The organism is Mycolicibacterium brumae, from assembly GCF_025215495.1.
GTDB lineage: Bacteria > Actinomycetota > Actinomycetes > Mycobacteriales > Mycobacteriaceae > Mycobacterium > Mycobacterium brumae.
This window is the reverse complement of sequence record NZ_CP104302.1, coordinates 2,618,685-2,638,136: the sequence shown is the minus strand read 5'-3', so window position 1 is coordinate 2,638,136 and position 19,452 is coordinate 2,618,685. Positions and strand designations below refer to the sequence as shown.

The 19,452-nt window shown below is 68.8% G+C and carries 14 protein-coding genes and 1 tRNA gene; 12 read left to right on the top strand and 3 right to left on the bottom strand.

Translation table 11 applies throughout. The features are described 5' to 3' along the window. Nucleotides 1-34: 34 nt before the first annotated feature. On the top strand, nucleotides 35-295 hold the full coding sequence (locus tag L2Z93_RS12810) for a hypothetical protein (protein WP_128111880.1): 261 nt from the start codon (nucleotides 35-37) through the stop codon (nucleotides 293-295). Nucleotides 296-298: 3 nt separating this feature from the next. Here L2Z93_RS12810 and L2Z93_RS12805 read toward each other — a convergent pair. Continuing rightward, nucleotides 299-372: transfer RNA gene (locus tag L2Z93_RS12805), tRNA-Arg, on the bottom strand. Nucleotides 373-540: 168 nt separating this feature from the next. Between L2Z93_RS12805 and L2Z93_RS12800 the strand changes: the two genes are divergently transcribed. From L2Z93_RS12800 to L2Z93_RS12765, 8 genes are all read left to right on the top strand, one after another. Then, on the top strand, nucleotides 541-2,043 hold the full coding sequence (locus tag L2Z93_RS12800; protein WP_090591345.1) for a wax ester/triacylglycerol synthase family O-acyltransferase: 1,503 nt from the start codon (nucleotides 541-543) through the stop codon (nucleotides 2,041-2,043). Next, nucleotides 2,043-3,758 (top strand): HAD-IB family hydrolase/lysophospholipid acyltransferase family protein, encoded by a 1,716-nt coding sequence (locus L2Z93_RS12795; RefSeq protein ID WP_128111881.1) that lies wholly within the window; start codon nucleotides 2,043-2,045, stop codon nucleotides 3,756-3,758. Before L2Z93_RS12800 ends, L2Z93_RS12795 begins: the two co-directional genes overlap by 1 nt. Next, a complete protein-coding gene (locus L2Z93_RS12790; protein WP_090591348.1) occupies nucleotides 3,755-6,097 on the top strand; it encodes a glycerol-3-phosphate 1-O-acyltransferase in 2,343 nt (780 codons plus the stop codon). Before L2Z93_RS12795 ends, L2Z93_RS12790 begins: the two co-directional genes overlap by 4 nt. A 151-nt stretch (nucleotides 6,098-6,248) precedes the next feature. Continuing rightward, nucleotides 6,249-6,767 (top strand): single-stranded DNA-binding protein, encoded by a 519-nt coding sequence (locus tag L2Z93_RS12785; protein WP_090591355.1) that lies wholly within the window; start codon nucleotides 6,249-6,251, stop codon nucleotides 6,765-6,767. 80 nt (nucleotides 6,768-6,847) lie between these two features. Further along, on the top strand, nucleotides 6,848-8,521 hold the full coding sequence (gene ettA, locus L2Z93_RS12780; RefSeq protein ID WP_090591359.1) for an energy-dependent translational throttle protein EttA: 1,674 nt from the start codon (nucleotides 6,848-6,850) through the stop codon (nucleotides 8,519-8,521). 292 nt (nucleotides 8,522-8,813) lie between these two features. Continuing rightward, nucleotides 8,814-13,640 (top strand): NAD-glutamate dehydrogenase, encoded by a 4,827-nt coding sequence (locus L2Z93_RS12775; protein WP_090591362.1) that lies wholly within the window; start codon nucleotides 8,814-8,816, stop codon nucleotides 13,638-13,640. Between the two features lie 19 nt (nucleotides 13,641-13,659). After that, nucleotides 13,660-14,076 carry an acyl-CoA thioesterase gene (locus L2Z93_RS12770; RefSeq protein ID WP_090591366.1) on the top strand — a complete coding sequence of 139 codons (417 nt, stop codon included), beginning with the start codon at nucleotides 13,660-13,662 and terminating at the stop codon, nucleotides 14,074-14,076. Beyond that, nucleotides 14,073-14,777: a DUF8010 domain-containing protein gene (locus tag L2Z93_RS12765; RefSeq protein WP_275984304.1), complete on the top strand. Its 705-nt coding sequence runs from the start codon at nucleotides 14,073-14,075 to the stop codon at nucleotides 14,775-14,777. Before L2Z93_RS12770 ends, L2Z93_RS12765 begins: the two co-directional genes overlap by 4 nt. 73 nt (nucleotides 14,778-14,850) lie before the next feature. Here L2Z93_RS12765 and L2Z93_RS12760 read toward each other — a convergent pair whose 3' ends face one another. Then, nucleotides 14,851-15,255 (bottom strand): globin, encoded by a 405-nt coding sequence (locus tag L2Z93_RS12760; RefSeq protein ID WP_090591373.1) that lies wholly within the window; start codon nucleotides 15,253-15,255, stop codon nucleotides 14,851-14,853. Between the two features lie 143 nt (nucleotides 15,256-15,398). Between L2Z93_RS12760 and L2Z93_RS12755 the strand changes: the two genes are divergently transcribed. From L2Z93_RS12755 to L2Z93_RS12745, 3 genes are all read left to right on the top strand, one after another. Next, nucleotides 15,399-16,034 carry an HNH endonuclease gene (locus L2Z93_RS12755; RefSeq protein WP_090591377.1) on the top strand — a complete coding sequence of 212 codons (636 nt, stop codon included), beginning with the start codon at nucleotides 15,399-15,401 and terminating at the stop codon, nucleotides 16,032-16,034. Nucleotides 16,035-16,110: 76 nt separating this feature from the next. Further along, a complete protein-coding gene (gene ctaJ / locus L2Z93_RS12750) occupies nucleotides 16,111-16,329 on the top strand; it encodes an aa3-type cytochrome oxidase subunit CtaJ (protein WP_090591381.1) in 219 nt (72 codons plus the stop codon). Next, nucleotides 16,316-16,789, top strand: coding sequence for a DUF5130 family protein (locus L2Z93_RS12745; protein WP_234786207.1), 474 nt, complete (start codon nucleotides 16,316-16,318; stop codon nucleotides 16,787-16,789). Before ctaJ ends, L2Z93_RS12745 begins: the two co-directional genes overlap by 14 nt. Nucleotides 16,790-16,840: 51 nt before the next feature. Here the strand turns inward: L2Z93_RS12745 and pepN are convergent, their stop codons facing one another. Then, the gene (pepN, locus tag L2Z93_RS12740) at nucleotides 16,841-19,432 is read right to left on the bottom strand and encodes an aminopeptidase N (protein WP_090591385.1); all 2,592 of its coding nucleotides are present in this window, start codon (nucleotides 19,430-19,432) and stop codon (nucleotides 16,841-16,843) included. Between the last annotated feature and the right edge of the window lie 20 nt (nucleotides 19,433-19,452).

Genomic DNA, 19,452 nt, shown 5'->3' with positions numbered 1-19,452 from the left:
ATCCCAGGGCGCGGCAGTGAGGAGAGCAGCGATCATGAGGAGTTCCACAACTCCGGACCAGACCACGCCCGCGCCCGAGGCGGCGCCGGCTGCGCGGTCCGTGCCGGCGGCGGCGCTGATGGCTCTCGCGCTGGTGCTTCTGCTCGCCGGGGCGGTGGCCGGCGCCGTCGGCCACCCGGACCTGGGCGCCGCGACGGTCAGCCTCGCGGTGCTGGGACTGTCCGCCGGCGCGCTGTGGTGGGCGATCGTCAGCACCCGTCCGGGCGGCTCCGGCAGCGTCGCGCACCGTCGATAGAAGCGCCCCCGGCAGGAATCGAACCTGCGACCTAGGGATTAGAAGGCCCTTGCTCTATCCAACTGAGCTACGGAGGCAATGCGGTGCACAGTGTAGGACCCCGGGTGTCACGCCAGCCAGTCGCGCGGGTGCGCCGAGCCGTTCGGCACAATCGCCGTCATCAGGCCGCCGCGCCGACTAGCCTTGCTGGCGAGCGGGCGGCCCCCGGAAATCGGCGGTGGGGCGGACGAGGGGAGTGGTCAGAAGTGAGTGAGTCGGCTGCGGCCGGGGCGTCCGACGAACTGGGTGCTGTCGACCAGTTGCTGCACCGCGGTGAGGCCAGCCCACGGACCCGCTCGGGCGTCATGGTGGTGGAGATCTTCGACCGCGCGCCGGATTGGCAGCGCTACCGCGCCACCTACGAGAACGCCTCCCGACGGATCAGGCGGTTGCGGCAGAAGGTCGTGGTGCCCACGCTGCCCACCGCCGCGCCGCGCTGGGTGGTCGACCCCGATTTCAACCTCGACTTCCACGTCCGGCGCCTGCGCGCGCCGCTGCCCGGAACCCTGCGCGACGTGTTCGACATCGCCGAGGTGGCGCTGCAATCGCCGCTGGACATCTCCCGGCCGTTGTGGAGCGCCACCCTGGTCGAAGGTCTGGAGGGCGGACGCGCCGCGCAGATCGTGCACCTGAGCCACGCCATCGTCGACGGCGTCGGTGGCGTCGAGATGTTCGCCAGCATCTATGACCTGGAGCCCGAACCCGCGCCCAGATCCGTTCCGCCGATGCCCATTCCGCAGGATCTGTCCGGAAACGACCTGATGCGCGAGGGCGTGCGGCGGTTGCCGGTGACGGTCGCCGGCGGAATCTTCGGTCTGGTCGGCGGCGCGGTGGAGGCCGTCGGCCGTTCGCTGAGCAACCCGGTCGGCACGGTCGCCGGGGTCGCCAACTACCTGGCCTCCAGCGCGCGGGTGATGCGCCCGGCCGCGTCGCACTCGCCACTGCTGGCCCGGCGCAGCCTGTCCACCCGCACCGAGGCCATCGACATCAAGTTCAGCGACCTGCACCGTGCCGCCAAGGCCGGCGGCGGATCGATCAACGACGCCTACCTGGCCGGCCTGTGCGGGGCGCTGCGGCTCTACCACGAATCGATGGGACTGCCGGTGGCCACGCTGCCGATGGCCGTTCCGGTGAACGTCCGCGCCGACGATGACCCGGCCGGCGGCAACCGGTTCGCCGGGATCAACCTGGCCGCGCCGATCGGCACCGCGGATCCGGCTCGGCGGATCGGCCGGATCCGCAACCAGATGGTCAAACGCCGCGAGGAGGTGGCGCTCGACGTCGTCGGCGCTGTCGCCCCGGTGGTGTCTTTGCTGCCTGATCCGGTGCTGGAGGCCATGACCGGATCGGTGATCGTATCCGACGTCCAGGCCAGCAACGTCCCGGTGTTCCCCGGCGACACCTACATCGCCGGGGTGAAGGTGTTGCGGCAGTACGGCGTTGGCCCGCTGCCGGGGGTCGCGATGATGGCCGTGCTGGTCACCCGCGGCGGCTACGCCAGCATCACCACCCGTTACGACCGAGCGTCGATCACCGACCCGGCGCTGTTCGCCGAATGCCTGCGCGTCGGCTTCGACGAAGTCCTGGCGTTGGCCGGCGATCCGGCGCCGAGATCGCGCCCGGCGTCCTTCGACGAGGGCGTCGCCGAACCCGCCACGCCGCAGGACGCGGACCCGTCCCAACCCACCGTCACCGGAGAGGTGAATTGATGACGAAGTCGCAGGAGATGCGTCTGCCCGGATCCGTCGCGGAGATCAAGGCCAGCCCGCCGGGACCGCACATCGGCGCGTTCTTCGACCTCGACGGGACACTGGTCGCCGGGTTCACCGGCATCATCTTGGCCCAGCAGCAGTTCATGGAGCGGCAGATGGGCATCAGCGATCTGCTCGGCATGATCGAGGGCGGCATCAGCCACAAACTGGGCCGATTGGAGTTCGAGGGCCTGATCCGCAAGGCCACCCAGGTGATGCGGGGCCGCTCACTGTTGGACCTCGACGAGATCGGGGAGCGGCTGTTCAACCAGCGGGTGCGATCGCGGGTCTACCCGGAGATGCGCGAACTGGTCCGGGCGCACCTGGATCGCGGCCACACTGTATGCCTGAGCTCGTCGGCGCTGACCGTTCAGGTGGAGCCGGTCGCGCGGTACCTCAGCATCCCCAACACCTTGACCAACGTGTTCGAGGTCGACGACGACGGGCTGCTCACCGGAGACGTCATCAAGCCGATCCTGTGGGGCCCGGGCAAGGCCAACGCCGTGCAGAAGTTCGCCGCCGAGCACGACATCGACCTGAAGGACAGCTACTTCTACGCCGACGGTGACGAGGATGTCGCGCTGATGTACCTGGTGGGCAACCCGCGGCCGACCAACCCGGAATCCAAGATGGAGGCGGTCGCGCGCCAGCGCGGTTGGCCGATCCTGAAGTTCAGCAGCCGCAGCGGCACCGGTGTCACCGGCGTGGTGCGCAACCTGGCCGGCCTGTCGACCATCGTCCCGACCGCCGCGGGGGCCATCGGGTGGGGACTGCTGACCCGCAATCGCCGGCGCGGAGTCAACTTCTTCACCCGCAACTTCTTCAGTTTGTGGCTCACCACCAACGGGGTGTCGCTGAACGTGCAGGGCGAGGAGAACCTGACCAAAGAGCGCCCGGCGATCTTTATCTTCAACCACCGCAACAACTTCGACCCGATCATCACCGCTTCGCTGGTCGGTGAGAACGTCACCGGCGTCGGCAAGAAGGAACTCTCCGAGGATCCGGTGTTGGGTCCGATCGGGAAGCTGCTCGACGGTGTGTTCATCGACCGCGAGGACACCTCGTCGGCGGTGGAGAAGTTGCACGAGGTCGAGGACCTGGTCAGCAAGGGACTGTCGGTGGTGATGGCGCCGGAAGGCACCCGACACGACACCACCACGGTGGGCGCGTTCAAGAAGGGCCCATTCCGGCTGGCGATGGCCGCGGGCGTGCCGATCGTCCCGGTGGTGTTGCGCAACGCCGACGCCATCGCCGAGCGGGATTCCTCGACGATGAACCCCGGCAAGGTCGACGTCGCGGTGTTTCCGCCGGTGTCGGTCGACGACTGGAGCCACGACGACCTGGCGGACCACATCGCCGGCATCCGCCGACTGTATGTGGACACTCTCGCCGACTGGCCGGACGGCGAATTGCCCGATATCGCGCCGTATTTGGAGGCTCCGGCCGATAAGGCGCCCGTGAAGAAGGCCCCGGCCAAGAAAGCCCCGGCCAAGAAGGCGCCCGCCAAGAAAGCGCCCGCAAAGAAGGCTCCGGCCAAGAAGGCGGCCGAGGGCGCCGCGCCGGTGAAGAAAGCCGCTGCGAAGAAGGCGCCCGCGAAGAAGGCCGCGCCCGCCAAAAAAGCGCCGGCGAAGAAGGTCGCGCCGAAGCCCGTTGACGGCGGTGACCAGGAGTGAGCGACGACGCCGGTTCGGTCGAACTCGAGGGTTCCGCCCTGGTGCTGGCCGCGGTTTCCTCGGACGCCGAGCGAGACCTGGTGAACCAGTGGATCGCCGAGCAGCGCCGCGCCCGTCCGAACGCCGACATCGAGGTGCTGCGGCTGCCGCGCGACGAACCGCCCCCGGAGATCGTCGACGAACTCGTCAGCGAGCTGGACGCCGACGGGTCCCGCGCGGTGGTTCCGGTCCGGGTGTTCTGGGCTGCGGCCGGCCTGCCCACCCGGGTCAAGATCGTGGGCCTGCTCTCCGGCCGAGACACCTATCGCCCGCCGGAGATGCTGCAGAGCCGGATCCTGCGCCGCGATCCGTCCCGCGCGCGGGTGCTGGCCGGCGAGCCGGCCACCGTCGACGATCTGCGTCAGCAGTGGGAGGAGACCACCGTCGGCGGCTCGGCGCGCGACTTCGCCCGGTTCGTGCTGCGCCGCGCGGACCTCGCCGTCGAGCGCATCGAGTACCGGCTGCTCGGCCCGGAGTACAAATCGCCGCGGTTGATCAAGCCGGAACTGCTGTCCTCCAACAGGTTTCGAGAGGGATTGAACAAGGTTCCGGGCGCCACCCTGGACGCCGCCGGGGCCATCCTCGACGAGCTGTCCACCGGCTGGAGCCGGTTCTCGGTGGACCTCATCCCCGCGTTCTCCAAGTTCGTCTACAGCCGCGGGTTCGACCCGAACCTGGACTACGACTACGAGCAGATCGACGCCATGCGAACCGCGCTGGAGACACACCCCGCGGTGATGCTCTGGTCGCACCGGTCCAACCTCGACAGCGCTGTGCTCAACGTCGCCATGCAGGAGAACCAGCTGCCGCGCGCGCACCTGTTCGCCGGCATCAACATGTCCTTCGGCCCGATGGGGCCGCTGCTGCGCAGGTCCGGTTTCATTTTCATCCGGCGCAACGTCGGCTCCGACCCGACCTACAAGTTCGTGCTCAAGGAGTACGTCGGCTACCTGGTCGCCAAACGATTCAACCTGTCCTGGTCCATCGAGGGCACCCGGTCTCGCACCGGAAAGATGTTGCCGCCCAAGCTCGGACTGCTGACCTATGTCGCGGACGCCTACCTCGACGGGCGCAGCGACGACATCCTGCTGCAACCGGTGTCGATCAGTTTCGACCAGCTGCATGAGACCGCCGAGTACGCGGCGTACGCGCGCGGCGGGGAGAAGGCCCCCGAGGGCATGAGCTGGCTGTACAACTACATCAAGGCCCAGGGCGAGCGGAACTTCGGCAAGATCTACGTCCGCTTCCCGGAAGCGGTTTCGATGGCGGCCTACCTCGGCGACCCGCACGGTGAGCTGGCGACTGACAAATCCTCAAAACGCCTTGCGCTGCAGAAGATGGCCTTCGAGGTGGCGTGGCGAATCCTGCGGGTGACGCCGATCAACGCCTCGGCGCTGGTGTCGGCCCTGCTGCTGGGGACCCACGGGGTGGCGCTCACCCTGGAGCAGGTGCAGCACACGCTGCGTGACGCGCTGGACTACCTGGAGCGCAAGAACACCCCGCTGACCGACAGCGCGGTGCGACTGCGCACCGCGGCCGGGGTGCGCTCGGCCCTGGACGCGCTCTCCGGCGGTCACCCGATCACCCGGGTCGACGGCGGCCGGGAAGCGGTGTGGCGGATCGCTCCGGAGAACGAGTTGCAGGCCGCGTTCTACCGCAACACCCTCATCCACGCGTTCCTGGAAACCGCGATCGCCGAATTGGCGCTCAGCTACGCCGCACGGGTCGACGGCGATCGGTTGGACGCCTTCTGGTCGCGGACCGCGTGGCTGCGCGACCTGCTCAAGTTCGAGTTCTACTTCGCCGACTCGGCGGCCTTCCGCGCCAATATCGCCGAGGAGATGAGCTGGCAGCCGGGCTGGGAGGAGCAGGTCGCCGCCGGCGGTTCGAGCATCGAGCAATTGCTGTACGACAAGAAGCCGCTGATGTCGGCTCCGATGCTGCGACCGTTCCTGGAGGCCTACGAGATCGTCGCCGACGTGTTGTGCGACGCGCCGCCGCAGATCGAACCCAAGGAGCTGATCACCGCCGCGCTCGGGCTTGGCAACCAGTACGCCGCCCAACACCGGGTCCGCAGCAACGAATCGGTGTCGGCGCTGCTGTTCGACACCGCGCGGCAGGTGGCCGCCGACCAGGGGCTGCTGACCGATGCGCCCGACCTGGGGGAGCGCCGCCATGAGTTCCTCGATGAGCTGCGCGGCGTGCTGGCGGACATGGACACCATTGATCTGATCGCCCGGCGGCAGTTCGCCGACCGGGAAGCGGCGCGGTTGGAATCGACCGCGTCTGCCGAGGGCTGACCCGCTCGCGAGTTGTGCACACATCCGGGGTCCATCCCCAGATTGGACTTCGGCGAGGGTTTCTGACGCGTTTGTGTCGGCGCCGCGCGGGTCAATGGGGGCAGGCCGCGTCGTCTCGGTGCGGTCCACACCACCACCGCAGGAGGACCCCATGTTCGACACGTACGTCACCGTCATCGGCAATCTCGCCAGCGACCTGACTCGCAGGTCCGTCGGGACGTCGGAAGTTGTCAACTTCCGACTGGCCAGCAATGCGCGACGGCAGCTTCCGGACGGCTCCTGGGAGGACTACCACACCTTGTTCGTCAACGTCAGCTGCTGGGATCGGTTGGTCACCGGTGTGGCGGCCAGCCTGAAAAAAGGCGACCCGGTCATCGCGGTCGGCAGCATTCACACCCGGGAGTACGTCACCAACGAGGGCGTCCCGAAGACCGTGGTGGAAATGCGCGCCAGCTCCGTCGGGCCCAACCTGCGGTTTTGCGTCGCCGGCCCGCAGCGGCTCAGTAACCCCGCCGAGCCGCAGCCCTATTCCGGGCCGCAGAGCCACGCCGGGTACCCGGACCGCGAGCCCCCGGAAGACGACGTCCCGGAAGACGAGGCCGACGGCCGGTATGACGACGGCTACCCGGGCGAGGAGACCGATCCGGAGCGGCAGCCGCTGTCCGCCTGAGCAGCCGCGCCTGCGGCGGGGCGCACCGGTCCTTCTAGGATGGTCGAAACCCCCTGCCGAAAGAAAGGCGACATCGCGGCATGGCTGAGTTCATCTACACGATGAAGAAAGTCCGCAAGGCACACGGCGACAAGGTGATCCTCGACGACGTCACGCTGAGCTTCTATCCGGGCGCCAAGATCGGCGTCGTCGGCCCCAACGGCGCCGGCAAGTCCTCCGTGCTGAAGATCATGGCCGGGCTGGACAAGCCGAACAACGGCGACGCCTTCCTGGCGCCGGGCGCATCGGTCGGCATCCTCATGCAGGAGCCGGAACTGGACGAGAGCAAGACCGTCCGGGAGAACGTCGAGGAGGGCGTGCCGATCAAGGCCAAGCTCAAGCGCTTCAACGAGGTCGCCGAGCTGATGGCCACCGACTACAGCGATGAGCTGATGGAGGAGATGGGCCGGCTGCAGGAGGAACTCGACGCGGCCGACGCGTGGGACATCGACTCCCAGCTCGAACAGGCGATGGACGCGCTGCGCTGCCCGCCGCCGGACGAGCCGGTCACCAAACTCTCCGGCGGTGAGCGCCGTCGCGTCGCGCTGTGCAAGCTGCTGCTGAGCAAGCCTGACCTGCTGCTGCTCGACGAGCCCACCAACCACCTGGACGCCGAAAGCGTGCTGTGGCTGGAGCAGCACCTGGCCAGCTACCCCGGAGCCATTCTGGCGGTCACCCACGACCGGTACTTCCTGGACAACGTGGCCGAATGGATCCTGGAGCTCGACCGCGGCCGGGCCTACCCGTATGAGGGCAACTACTCCACCTACCTGGAGAAGAAGGCCGAGCGGCTGGAGGTCCAGGGTAAGAAGGACCAGAAGCTGCAGAAGCGGCTCAAGGACGAACTGGCCTGGGTGCGCTCCGGCGCCAAGGCCCGCCAGGCCAAGAACAAGGCCCGGTTGCAGCGCTACGAGGAGATGGTCGTCGAGGCCGAGAAGACCCGCAAGCTCGACTTCGAGGAGATCCAGATCCCGGTCGGCCCGCGGCTGGGCAGCACCGTCGTCGAGGTCGAGCACCTGGACAAGGGCTTCGGCGGTCGGCAATTGATCAAGGACCTGTCCTTCACGCTGCCGCGCAACGGCATCGTCGGGGTGATCGGGCCCAACGGCGTCGGCAAGACCACCCTGTTCAAGACCATCGTCGGACTCGAGGAGCCCGACAGCGGCACGGTGAAGGTCGGCGAAACGGTCAAGCTGAGCTACGTCGACCAGGGCCGCGCCGGCATCGACCCGAAGAAGACCGTCTGGCAGGTGGTCTCCGACGGGCTGGACTACATCGAGGTCGGTCAGAACGAAATCCCGTCGCGGGCCTACGTCTCGGCGTTCGGCTTCAAGGGCCCGGACCAGCAGAAGCCGGCCGGAGTGCTCTCCGGTGGTGAGCGCAACCGGCTCAACCTGGCGCTCACGCTCAAACAGGGCGGCAACCTGATCCTGCTCGACGAGCCCACCAACGACCTCGACGTGGAGACGCTGAGCTCGCTGGAGAACGCCCTCGAGCAGTTCCCCGGCTGCGCCGTGGTGATCAGCCACGACCGGTGGTTCCTGGACCGCACCTGCACGCACATCCTGGCCTGGGAGGGCGACGACGACAACTCGGCCAAGTGGTTCTGGTTCGAGGGCAACTTCGGCTCCTACGAGGAGAACAAGATCGAGCGGCTCGGCGCCGAGGCGGCCCGCCCGCACCGGGTGACCCACCGTCGCCTCACCCGGGACTGACCAGCCGTTGCAGCCGGCAAACCCGAAACGGCCGGCGCAGTCTCGATGGCGCCGGGCCTCTTCCTCGCTCGTTCCTCGCTCGTCGAACCCGGCGCAAGAAACCAACACCGATCTCCCCGGTCGGACCGCTCCGGCGGCCCGGCCGGGGAGATTTGTTGTTGGCGTGACGCGTGTTTCCACGAAGGTGATCCGGTCCGTGAGGCCGCCCTATTAGGGTTGCTGTCGTACTCGTGGGCCGCATTCGCGGTCCCGTCCAACGGCGGGCGGTACGTGGTGAGCCAGAGGTGGTGCCATGACGGAAAATCCGGAGTTGAAGGCTGTCCGCGATTGGTCCGATATGACGCCCGAGGAGGCGGCCACGCTGGCCGCCAGCTACCGGCGCACCTACCGCGGCTCCCAGGACGACGGAGCGGGCGCCAACGGGTCCAATGGCGCTGATCGGAACCTGACGCCGGACTCCCTGCTGGCCGCCCAGTTGAAGCTGGGGCAGCGCCGGCGCACCGGCCAGACCGTGGTCGCCGTGCAGCGCGGCAAGGGCGGCAAAGGCGGCGATGGGCCTGCGCTGCAGGTGATCACCGACGCGGGCCCGATGGTGCTGGACTCGCTGACGGTGCTGCTGCACCGGCTCGGGGTGGCCTACACCGCCACCATGAACCCGACCATGCGGGTGCGGCGCGGGCCCGACGGCGAACTGCTGGAGCTCAACCCGGTGGAGACCGCCACCATCGGCGACGAGGTCTGGATCCACGTCCAACTGGCCCCGACGGTGTCACGGCAGGCGCTGGCCGAGGCGGGGGAGAAGATCCCGGGCGTGCTGGCCGACGCCTACCAGGTGGGCCTGGACACCGAGGCGATGCAGAAGGCCATGCTGGGCCTGTCCGCCGACATCGCCTTCGATGACGGGTCGCGGTTCCCGGGTGACGACCGCGCCGACGTCGCCGCGCTGCTGCGCTGGCTGGCCGACGGGCACTTCGTGCTGCTGGGCTACCAGCGCTGCCCGGTGCGCGACGGCGTCGCGTCGGTGGACGCGGCTAGCCGACTGGGCACCGTCCGGTTGCACACCGAGGTGTTGCCGCAGCTGAGCACCCATGACGACCTGCTGATGCTGGCCCACGCCACCGTGCCCAGCTACCTGCGCTACGGCGCCTACCCCTACATCGTGGTGGTGCGGGAGCGCTCCGGCGAGGACTTCATCGAGCACCGGTTCGTCGGCCTGTTCACCGTCACCGCGATCAACGCCGACGTGCTGGAGATCCCGCTGATCTCCCGGCGCGTCCGCGACGCGCTGGCGCTGTCGCACGCCGACCCGAACAATCTGAGCGCGCTGCTGCTCGACGTGCTGCAGACCATCCCGCGCCCGGAGCTGTTCGCGCTGTCGGCGCGTCAGCTCTACGAGATGGGGCGCACCGTCATCGAGATGGGATCCAGCCGGCGCACCCTGCTGTTCGCGCGCGCCGACGGCCTCGGCCACTTCGTGTCCTGCCTGGTGTACCTGCCGCGTGACCGGTACACCACCGGCGTCCGGCTCGCGATACAGGACATCCTGGTCCGCGAGTTCGGCGGCACCGAGATCGATTACTCCGCCCGGGTCAGTGAATCACCGTGGGCGGTGGTTCATTTCACCGTCCGGCTGCCCGAGGGCGCCGGCCCCGACGCCGTCGACGTCTCGACCGACAACGAGGTGCGGATCGAAGGGCTGTTGACCTCGGCCGCCCGCACCTGGGGCGACCGGCTGTTCGGGTCGGCGGCCGAAGGCCGCATCGAAGCCGGCAGCGCCGAGCACTACGCCGAGGCGTTCTCCGAGGCCTACCGCCAAGCCGTCACCCCCGCCGAGGCCATCGAGGACATCGCGATCATCGAGGCCCTCGACGACGACTCGGTGAAACTGGTGCTCGGCGATCCGGACTCGTCCGGCGCGGCGAAGCTCACCTGGTATCTGGGCGGCCGATCGGCCTCCCTGAGCGACCTGCTGCCGATGCTGCAGTGCATGGGTGTGGAAGTGCTCGACGAGCGGCCGTTCAGCGTCACCCGGCCCGACGGCCTGGAAGTCCGGATCTACCAGTTCCGGGTCTCGCAGGAACGCGGGCTCACGGTGCCTGAGAACACCGCGGCCGATATGGCCACCCGGTTCGCCGACACCGTCACCGCCATCTGGCAGGGACAGGTCGAAGCCGACGGGTTTAACGAACTGGTGCTGCGCGCGGGCCTGACCTGGCAGCAGGTGGTGATCATCCGCGCCTATGCCAAATACCTCAAGCAGGCGGGGTTCCCGTACAGCCAGGCCTACATCGAGGCGGTGCTCAACGACCACGCCGCGACGGTGCGGTCCCTGGTCGCGCTGTTCGAGGCGATCTTCAACCCGGAGCTGACCGACGCCGAGCGGACCGCGCAGGCTCAGGCCGCCGCCGTCGCGGTCGCCGTCGACATCGACGCGCTGGTCAGCATGGACACCGACCGGGTGCTGCGTGCGTTCGCCTCGCTCATCCAGGCCACCCTGCGCACCAACTACTACGTCACCCGCGAGGGGTCGGTGCGTTCGGCCGGTGTGCTCGCGATGAAGCTGAACCCGCAGTTGATCGACGAATTGCCGCTGCCCCGAACACGTTTCGAGATCTTCGTGTACTCCCCGCGGGTAGAGGGCGTGCATCTGCGGTTCGGCGCGGTGGCCCGCGGCGGCCTGCGCTGGTCGGACCGCCGGGAGGACTTCCGCACCGAGGTGCTCGGGCTGGTGAAGGCCCAGGCGGTCAAGAACGCCGTCATCGTTCCCGTCGGCGCCAAGGGCGGGTTCGTCGTCAAGAACCCCCCGGCGCCCACCGGCGACCCGGCCACCGACCGGGACGCCACCCGCGACGAGGGGGTGGCCTGCTATCGGCTGTTCATCGCCGGCCTGCTGGAGCTGACCGACAACGTGGACCGGTCCACCGGCGCGATCACCGCGCCGCCGCAGGTGGTTCGCCGCGATGGCGACGACGCTTATCTGGTGGTGGCCGCGGACAAGGGCACCGCCACGTTCTCCGACATCGCCAACGACGTCGCGGCCCGGTACGGCCACTGGCTCGGTGACGCGTTCGCCTCCGGCGGGTCGGTCGGCTACGACCACAAGGGCATGGGCATCACCGCCAAGGGCGCTTGGGAGAGCGTCAAGCGGCACTTCCGCGAGATCGGGGTGGACACCCAGACTGAGGACTTCACCTGCGTCGGCATCGGCGACATGTCCGGTGACGTGTTCGGCAACGGCATGCTGCTCTCCGAGCACATCAAACTGGTGGCCGCGTTCAACCACCTGCACATCTTCTTGGACCCCAACCCGGATCCGGCGACGTCCTTCGCCGAACGGACGAGGATGTTCCACCTGCCCCGATCCACCTGGGACGACTACGACAAATCGCTGATCTCCTCCGGTGGCGGGGTGTACAGCCGTCAGCAGAAGTCCATCCCGATCACCCCCGAGGTGGCGGAGGCCCTCGGCATCGCCGACGGTGTCACCGAACTCACCCCGCCGGAGTTGGTCAAGGCGATCCTCACCGCCCCGGTGGACCTGCTGTGGAACGGCGGCATCGGCACCTACATCAAGGCGGAGTCCGAATCCGACAGCGACGTCGGCGATCGCGCCAACGACGCGGTGCGCATCAACGGAAATCAGGTGCGCGCCAAGGTCGTCGGCGAAGGCGGCAACCTCGGCGTCACCTCCCGCGGGCGCATCGAGGTGGACATCTCCGGCGGTCGGATCAACACCGACGCGCTGGACAACTCCGCCGGTGTGGACTGCTCGGACCACGAGGTCAACATCAAGATCCTGGTCGACTCGCTGGTCACCCAGGGCAAGGTCGCCGCCGACGAGCGCGCGGCGCTGCTGGAGTCGATGACCGACGAGGTCGGCCGGCTGGTGCTGGACGACAATATGGCCCAGAACGATCTGATGGGCACCAGCCGGGCCGGCGCGGCCAGCCTGCTCAACGTGCACGCCCGCCAGATCGACGAGTTGGAGGCCGATCGGGGCCTGAACCGCGAACTGGAGGCGTTGCCGACCAACAAGGAGGTGCGCCGCCGGTTCGAGAACAATCAGGGCCTGACCTCCCCGGAGCTGGCCACCCTGATGGCGCACGTCAAGCTCGCGCTCAAGGACGACGTGCTGGCCACCGAGCTGCCCGACCAGGAGGTGTTCGCCACCCGGCTGCCGGAGTACTTCCCGACCCAACTGCGGGAGCGCTTCGGCGAGGACATCCGCAAGCACCAGCTGCGCCGGGAGATCGTCACCACCATGTTGGTCAACGACGTGATCGACACCGCGGGCATCAGCTACGCGTTCCGGGTCTCGCAGGACACCGGGGTCGATTCGGTGGACGCGGTGCGCGCCTACGCCGCCGCCGACGCCATCTTCGGCTTCGGCGACACCTGGCGGGGCATCCGGGAAGCCAGCCTGGCCAACCGCATCCCGGTGCACACCTCCGACCGGATGACCCTGGACCTGCGTCGACTCATCGACCGGGCCACCCGATGGCTGGTGAACAACCGGCCGCAGCCGCTGGCCGTCGGCGCGGAGATCAACCGGTTCGGCGCCAAGGTCGCGGCGCTGACCCCGCGGCTCTCGGAGTTCCTGCGCGGTCTGGACGCTGACATCGTCACGCGCGAGACCGAGGAATTCACCGCGGACGGGGCGCCGGCCGAGCTGGCCTACAACGTGGCGATCGGGCTGTACCAGTACAGCCTGCTGGACATCATCGACATCGCCGACATCGCAGAGCGGGATCCCGCGGAGGTCGCTGACGCGTACTTCGCGCTGCTGGCGCACCTGGACACCGACCGACTGTTGACCGCGGTGTCGGCGCTGCCGCGCGATGACCGCTGGCATTCGCTGGCCCGGCTGGCGCTGCGCGACGACATCTACACCTCGATTCGCGGGCTGACCTTCGACGTGCTGTCGGTGGGGGAGCCGGAGGAGAACGGCGACCAGAAGATCGCCGAGTGGAAGAAGATCAACAGCGCCCGGCTGGAGCGGGCCGAGCGGACCCTCGATGAGATAGCAGCGGCAGGTGAGTTCGACCTCGCTACGCTGTCGGTGGCCGCGCGCCAGATCAGGAACATGACCACCGCCACCGGGACCGGACAGGGACAGTGACTATGACGAAGCCTTCGCGATGACACCAACCGGATTCGTCGCCGAGGTGCCGGTTCGCTGGTCGGACATCGATATGTACCAGCACGTGAATCACGCCGTCATGGTCACCATCCTGGAAGAGGCGCGGGTGGTGTTCCTCAAGGAGGCCTTCGCCGTCGACGTGGCCACCACGGGCCTGCTGATCGCCGACGTCAATATCTCCTACAAGGGCCAACTGCGCCTGACGGATTCGCCGCTGAAGGTCACCATGTGGATCAAGCGGATGCGCGCGGTGGACTTCACCATCGGCTACGAGGTGCGCTCGCAGCACGCCGACCCGGCGTCCCGGCCGGCCGTCATCGCCGACACCCTACTGGCCGCCTTCGACATCGAGGAACAGAAGCTGGTTCGGCTGGCCCCGCACCATCGCGAGTTCCTGCAGCGGTGGTCGCGCTGACCGAACGCGGCCTCTGGTTGCCGAACGCGGCCGACCGGCGTGACCTGGCGGTGTTCGCCGAGCGGGCGCGCCGCCTCGACCCGGCCGCGGTGATCCGCTTTCGTCGCCGGGATGACGACCGGCTGGTGGCCTGGGTGGCCACCGGGTTCGACGTGCTGGCCGCGCGTGTGTTCGGTGGCCGGTGCCGGCCCGCCGACCTGTGCGCGGCCGCCGACGCGGTGAGCGCCGGGCTGCCCGGCGCCGGCGACGACGGATTCATCGAGACCGGCTTCTCGATGGATTCGGCCTGGCGCGGGGCGTTGCCTCCGGAGCACGGCTTCGCCCACCTCGACGATGTGCCGGTCGCGGTGTTCGCCGACCTGGCGCAGCGCGGCGCGGAGGTGGCTCGGGAGCAGGGCGCGGCCGGGCCGCCGACGTCGCTGCTGGACCAGGACGTGCTCAGCCTGTCTGCGTCGTCTGCGGAGTCTGCCGAGGAGGTCGGGGTTCCGATGCGGTGCGTGTTCGCGCTGACGGGGATGGGGTTTCTACCGCCGGGTTCGATGAGCGAGGAACGAGCGAGGAAGAGGCCCGGCGCATCGGCCGCGCCCCCGGTTGGCGACGGGGAGGTGGTGCGGGTGCGGGCGACACGGACCTGGCTGCGGATCGACGCGCGCTTCGGCTCGGTGTACCGCCGCCGCGGCGGGCCCTTGCTGGCCATGTGAGGCTCCGCGGGGTCGAGCAACGTGTGGGCATGAACGGCGCCGCACCCGGGTGTGAACCACGCGTCAGGAATGCTCAGAAGGGTGAATTGACCATGGCGTCGGCGGCCATCGTCAGGTACGCCCACAGTTCCTCGCGGTGCGCGTCGTCGAGAGTGTCGGAGTCGACGTCGGCGACGGCGACCTGCATGCAGCGCAACCAGGCGTCGCGCTCGATGGGGCCGATCCGATAGGGCACGTGGCGCATCCGCAACCGCGGGTGTCCGCGCTGGTCGGAATAGGCTCGCGGGCCGCCCCAGTACTGCTCCAGGAACATCCGCAGCCGGTCGGCGGCCCCGGTCAGGTCCTCCTCCGGGTACATCGGGCGCAGGATCTCGTCCTCGGCGACCAACTCGTAGAACCGCGACACGATCGCGTCGAACGTCGCGTGACCGCCGACCTGGTCGTAGAAGGACAACTGGGAAGATTCCATCCTCGCCATTGTCCAATGTCGCGCAACGGTGGCGCCCGGCGGCCATGGAATCTGTCTGGTTACCGGATGTTCAGGCAGTTGACCTGCGGACACACTCAGGAATTGGGGTGCGATCGCCGCAGATCCGTGGTGGACTGTTTGCCGGAGAACCTATGGCAGCGCGAAACCGCAACCGTGCCCGACGAGCCACGGTCAGTCGCCTGGGTCCGGTCGCCGCCTCGGTGCAGCACCGGACCGAGAACTCCGCGCCGCCGCGGGACCCCGCTTCGGTCTGGAGCCGCCGCCGCGTGCTGCTGCTCAACGCCACCTATGAACCGCTGACCGCGCTGCCGCTGCGCCGAGCCGTGGTGATGCTGCTGTGCGGCAAGGCGGAGGTGGTGCACGAGGACCCTTCGGGGGCGCTGATCCACTCGGCGAGCTGCGCCATCACCACGCCGACGGTGATCCGGCTGCGGGTCTACGTTCGGGTGCCGTACCGGGCCCGGACGCCGATGACGCGGGCCGCGCTGATGCACCGCGACGGGTTCCGCTGCGGATACTGCGGCGCCAAGGCCGACACCATCGACCACGTGGTGCCGCGCAGCCGCGGGGGTGAGCACAGCTGGGAGAACTGCGTCGCGTGCTGTTCGTCGTGCAACCACCGCAAGGCCGACCGGCTGCTGGCGGAGATCGGCTGGACGCTGCGCAGCGCCCCGAAGTCGCCGACCGGGGCGCACTGGCGGCTGCTGTCCACGGTCAAGGACCTCGATCCGGCCTGGGAGCGCTACTTCAGTGACGGCGCGGCCTGAGATTTCCGGGGTCTGAGCTCCCTGCGGGGCGGCGGTGGGATAGATTCAGCGGGTGAGCCAGACAGCAATCACGCACATGATTATCGGGGGCGTTCCGGTCGCCCTCTACATCGTGCTCTACTTTTGGACGCACATTCCCAAGCCCAACCGCCCCGATGAGTACAAGCTGGGCGAGAAGTGGACCTACGGCCCGATCCTGTGGGCGGCCACCGACGAGGTCGTCGGCAGCGGACACGGGCACGGGCATGGCCATGACAACTTCACCGTGGGAGGTGGCGCAAGTGGCAAGTGGTAGCCCCGTCGCGACGACCAGGTCCGACGTCGACCTGCCCTACGGTTCCGCGCTGACCTACAGCGGCCGGATCTCGGCGGTCAAGGAACCCGACGTGCCGGGCCAGCTGTACCCGATCTCCATCAAGGAGCGGGTCGCCCTGGACGAAGCCCTCAAGTGGGGCAGCCGCGCGTCGAAGGCCCGGTTCGCCGTCTACATCGGCGACCTCGGCGCCAACACCGCCGCGGCGGCCAACCAGATCCTCGGCGACGTGCCCACCCCGAACGACGCGGTGCTGCTGGCGGTGTCGCCGAATCAGCGCGCCATCGAGGTGGTCTACGGCGCCGGCGTGCGCGGCCGGGGCGGCGAAGCCGCCGCCACCCTCGGGGTGGCCGCCGCCAAGGCCGGGTTCGCCGAAGGCAATCTGATCGACGGACTGGTCAGCGCCATCCGGGTGATGTCGGCGAGCATCTCCCGCCCGTAATCCAGAACGACGACGAGGGCCCCAGCCGAATCGGCTGGGGCCCTCGTCGTATCAGGCGGTGTCGGCTGCCCGGGCGCGCAGTGAGCGCTCGATCCCGGCGCGGCCCTCGCTGACCAGTCGGCGCAGCGCCGGCGGCAGCTCCGGGTCGGACAGGAACGTCTCGGCGGCGTCGAGCGCGTCGGCGCTGATGTCCCAGGACGGGTACAAGCCCACCACGACGGTCTGGGCGACCTCGCTGGAGCGGCGCTGCCACACCCCGGACACCTCGGCGAAGTAGCGCGCGGTGAACGGCGCGAGCACCGCGGCCTGCCCGGGTCCGACGAAACCGCCGATGATGGCCCGGGCGGTGGCGTTCGCCAGGGTGTCGTCCTCGATCACCTGGGTCCAGGCGTCGGCCTTGACCTGCTCCTGCGGCCGGGCGGCCCGGGCGGCGGCGGCGTTGCGCTGGCCGGCCGCGGTGTCGTCGCGGGCGGCTTCGGCGTCGATGAACGGCGTCGCCGAACCCTCGTCGTCGATCCGTCCGGCGCCGGCCAGCGCGATCACGATCCGCCAGCGCAGATCGGTGTCCACCACCAACCCGGACAGGCCCAGGTCGGCGGGGTCGGAGTCGAGCAGGTCCGCCAGCAGGGTGGCGTGCCGGTCGCCGAGCACCGAGGAGCACAACGCGTTGACGAACGCGAGCTGGTGATCTGAGCCGGCCTCCGCGTCGTGTGCGAGTTCGACGAGCCGGTCGGCGAAGGCGGGCCAGCCCTGTTCGGCGGCCCACGCCGGGTCGGCGTAGGAGCCCAGGGCGGTCTGGGCCTGCAGCAGCAGCCGCTGGGCCACCCCCACCTCGGTCTCGGCGGCGATCCCGGCGCAGACGAGCGTGACGAAGTCGCGGGCGCGCAGTTCGGCGTCGCGGGTCATCTCCCAGGCCGCCGACCAGGCCAGCGTGCGGGGAAGCGGGTCGGCGATGTCGCCGATCCGGCCCAGCAGCGTCTCGAGCGAACCCGGGTCCAGCCGCATCGAGCAGTAGGTCAGGTCGTCGTCGTTGACCAGGATCAACTTGCCGCGCGAAACACCCTGCAGCGCAGGCACTTCGGTGACCGGACCGGACACGTCGAGCTCCTCGCGGCACACCCGCGTCAGCTTGCCGGAGCCGTCGTCGTCGTACACGCCGACGGCCAGCCGATGCACCCGGGTCTCGCCTGCGCCGGGCGCCGCGCCGCCCTGCTCGATGACGAATCGGGTGAAGCGCCCGTCGCCGTCGAGGTCGAAGGACGGCCGCAGCGTGTTCAGCCCGGTGGTCTTGAGCCACTGCCTGCCCCAGTCGGACAGATCGCGTCCCGACGAACGCTCCAGCGCCCCAAGCAGATCCGCGAAGGTGGCGTTACCGAAGGCGTGATCGGCGAAGTAGCTGCGCAGCCCGGACAGGAAGTCCTCCAGGCCGACGTAGGCGACCAGTTGCTTGAGCACGCTGGCGCCCTTGGCGTAGGTGATGCCGTCGAAGTTGACCTCCACCGCGTGCAGGTCCGGGATGTCGGCGGCCACCGGGTGGGTCGATGGCAGCTGGTCCTGCCGGTAGGCCCAGGACTTCTCCACGTTGGCGAAGGTGGTCCAGGCCTGGGTGTACTCGGTTGCGGCGGCCTGGCACAGCACGGAGGCGAAGGTCGCGAAGGACTCGTTGAGCCACAGGTCGTCCCACCAGGTCATGGTGACCAGGTCGCCGAACCACATGTGCGCCATCTCGTGCAGCACCGTCTCGGCGCGCCGCTCATAGGAGTAGCGGGTGACCTTGGAGCGGAAGACGTAGTCCTCCAGGAAGGTCACCGCGCCGGCGTTCTCCATGGCGCCGGCGTTGAACTCCGGCACGAACAGCTGGTCGTACTTGCCGAACGCGTACGGAGTGCCAAAGTTGTTGTGGTAGAAGCCGAATCCCTGTTTAGTCTCGGTGAACAGCCGCTCGGCGTCCATGAACTGCGCCAGCGAGGCCCGGCAGAAGACACCCAGCGGGATCTCGCCGTGCTCATCGGAGTAGACGTCGCGCCACACCGCGTACGGGCCGGCGATCAGCGCCACCAGATAGGTGCTCATCCGCGCCGTGGTGGCGAACGTGTGTGTGACGGCGCCGGTTTCGTCGTCGCGGTCGGCGCTGACGGTGGCGCCGTTGGAGATCACCTGCCAGTGCGACGGCGCGACGACGGTGACGTCGAAGGCCGCCTTGATGTCGGGCTGGTCGAAGCAGGCGAACATCCGCTTGGCGTCGGCGGTTTCGAATTGCGAGTACAGATAGACCTCGCCGTCGACCGGGTCGACGAACCGGTGCAGACCCTCGCCGGTGTTGGAGTAGGCGCAATCGGCTTCCACCACGACGACGTTGTGCTCGGACAGCCCGCGCAGCGGGATGCCGGTGGACTCGTCGTAGCCGGAGACGTCGATATCGGCGCCGTTGAGGGTGGCTCGGCGCACGGTCGTCGCAGCGATGTCCAGGTAGGTGTCCGCGCCGGGCAGGGCGTCGAACTCCACTTCGGTGACCGAGGAGAAAGTTCGTTCGCCGGGCGCGCCGGCGCCGTCGGTCAGATCCAACTGGATGCGGTAGCTGTCTACGGTGACCAGCGCTGCGCGCTCGGCCGCCTGGTCACGGGTGAGGTTGGGAAGTGCCACGCGCTCAACCCTAATGCGGG